The organism is Methylobacterium sp. DB0501 (assembly GCF_011043735.1).
GTDB classification, from domain to species: Bacteria; Pseudomonadota; Alphaproteobacteria; order Rhizobiales; family Beijerinckiaceae; genus Methylobacterium; species Methylobacterium alsaeris.
This window is the reverse complement of record NZ_JAAKGV010000066.1, coordinates 1-2,500: the sequence shown is the minus strand read 5'-3', so window position 1 is coordinate 2,500 and position 2,500 is coordinate 1. Positions and strand designations below refer to the sequence as shown.

Genomic DNA, 2,500 nt, shown 5'->3' with positions numbered 1-2,500 from the left:
TGTCAAACGGCATCGGAACGGGACCCCTGATCGGCGTCCAATCGGGACCCTTTGTTGCGCGTGGCGCGACGCCCCTGATCAGCCCGGCGAAGCGGGTCGGGGTGGCGCAGCCGGGCTGAGCAGGGGTCCAGGATGAGCTGCGCGCAGACCGCCCTCACGCCCGGTTCTTGAAGCGCCAGCTCTCGTTGCCGGTCTCGACGATCTCGCAGTGGTGGGTCAGTCGATCGAGCAGTGCCGTCGTCATCTTGGCGTCGCCGGCAAACACGCTTGGCCACTCCCCGAACGCCAGGTTGGTCGTCACCACGATCGAGGTGGTCTCGTAGAGCCGGCTGATCAGGTGGAACAGCAGCTGACCGCCCGACTGCGCGAACGGCAGGTAGCCGAGCTCGTCCAGCACCACCAGGTCGAGCCGGGCGAGGTGGTCGGCGATGCGGCCCTGCCGGCCGGCTCGCGCCTCGGCCTCGAGCCGGTTGACGAGGTCGACCACATTGTAGAACCGGGCCCGCGCCCCGTCCCGGATGCACGACCGGGCGACCGCGATGGCCAGATGCGTCTTGCCCGTGCCGGTGCCGCCGACCAGCACGACGTTGCGCTGGTGGGCCAGGAACTCGCCGCCGCAGAGGTCGCGCACCAGACCCTCGTTGATCGGCGTCCCGCCAAAGGCGAACTCGGCGAGGTCCTTAGCCAGGGGCAGCTTGGCGATCGTCATCTGGTAGCGGATCGAGCGCGCCTGCTTCTCGCTGATCTCGGCCTGCAACAGGTCGCCGACGATCTGCTGCGGTTCGTGGCTGCGCTTGAGGGCGACCTTGATGATCTCGTCGTAGGCCGCCTTCATCCCGAACAGCTTCAGCTCGCCCATGGTGGCGAGGATCTGCTGACGTTCCATCATGGGGCTCTCCTCAGGCTGTCGTAGCGGGCACAGTCAGCGACCGGCTCGTGGCGCAGCCGCAGGTTCTCGGGCGTCAGCAGCGGGACGGGCGCGGGCGGCTCCCGCTGGCGGGCCAGGATGTTGAGCACCACGTCGGCCGAGTGCACGCCCTCGCGCAGTGCCTCGGCGCAGGCCGCCTCGACCGCGGAGAGGCCGTCGCCGAGCACGGCGGTGAGGATCTCGACCATCTGGCGGTCGCCGTCGGCGCTGCCGGCGAGCTTGCGGCGGATCCGTTCGAGGGCGGCGGGCAGGACCCAGTCCTTGAACGGTGCGCCGTTGCGCAGCGCGCCAGGCTTGCGGGCGAGCACGGGGACGTAGTGCCAGGGGTCGAACACCGTCTGGCCGCGGCCGAAGGCCCGCGGGTGCTCGGCGACGACGCGTCCATCCTGGCGGATCTCGATGCGCTCGGCATAGGCGCGCACCTCGACCGGGCGACCGATGGCCGAGGCCATGACCGAGTACTTGTTGTTGTCGAAGCGCACCAGGCAGGTCGAGGACACGGCCGCCGGCACGGCGTGGAAGCCGTCGAAGCGTCCGGCGTAGGGGACCAGGGCTCCCCGTTCGGCTTCAAAGGCCTGCCAGATCGTCAGGTCGCGCTGCTCGGGATGCGGGTGGGCCTTGGCGTAGGCGACGACCCCGTCGAGCAGCAGGGCATTGAGCTCGTCGTAGCTTCTCACCCGGACGCGCGGGGTGAACAGGCGCTCGCGCACCAGCCCGACCTGGTTCTCGACCTGCCCCTTCTCCCAGCCTGACGCCGGCGTGCAGGCCACGGGCTCGACGAGGTAGTGCGAGCACATCTGCAGGAAGCGGCGGTTGTAGGCGCGCTCGCGCCCGACGAAGATCGTCTCGACCGCGGTCTTCATGTTGTCGTAGATGCCGCGCTGGCAGGTGCCGCGGAAGAAGGCGAACGCCCGGTCGTGGGCGTCGAAGACCATCTCCTGGCTCTCGCGCGGATAGGCCCGCACGAACAGCATGCGCGAGTGGCAGAGGCGGACGTGGGCGACCTTGATCGTCGTAGTGACGCCGGCGATCAGGACGATCTCATGGCTCCAGTCGAACTGGTAGGCCTCACCCGGGGCGAAGGCGAGCGGCACGAAGGCGGGAGCCGTCACGCTGGCCTGCTGGCGCTTCCACGTCTTGGCGTAGCGGCGGACGGCATCATAGCCGCCCTCGTAGCCGAGCCCCCGCAGCGCCTCGAAGATCCGGGTCAGCGTCAGCCGCTCCCGCGCCGGCTTCCCCGTATTGGCCGCCAGCATCCGGTCGAGCTCGTCGCGCCAGGGCCCGAGCTTGGGTGCAGGCTGGACGCTGCGGGTGTAGCGGAAGGCGGTTGCCTCCGAGCGGATCACCTTCCTGACGACCTTGCGGGAGAGCTTCAGCTCCCGGCAGATCTGCTTGATCGGCTTATGCTGCACGAAGTACGCGCGGCGGATCTTCGCGACCGTCTCCACGACCAACATCCTCCGCGAGCCTCCCGTTCCGAGTGCGGGAGGCAGTCTGGATGAAGTATCCTGGGGGGCCCGTTTGGACGCCGATCACCCCGGAAACGGGGTCCTTATTCCACGCCTAATCACA

Annotated in this window: 1 protein-coding gene and 1 pseudogene; both read right to left on the bottom strand. The window is 69.0% G+C overall.

The genetic code is table 11. The features are described 5' to 3' along the window. Nucleotides 1–154 precede the first annotated feature (154 nt). Entirely contained in the window at nucleotides 155–889 is a 735-nt protein-coding gene (gene istB, locus G4G93_RS35250; RefSeq protein ID WP_409513835.1) for an IS21-like element helper ATPase IstB, read from the bottom strand. Between the two features lie 2 nt (nucleotides 890–891). Continuing rightward, nucleotides 892–2,385, bottom strand: a pseudogene (gene istA / locus G4G93_RS35245) (IS21 family transposase); the annotation flags it as partial. Between the last annotated feature and the right edge of the window lie 115 nt (nucleotides 2,386–2,500).

What these genes read in the sequence shown, in the direction of transcription:
- istB (WP_409513835.1), bottom strand. Translation starts at nt 889, where the DNA reads ATGATGGAACGTCAGCAGATCCTCGCCACCATGGGCGAGCTGAAGCTG.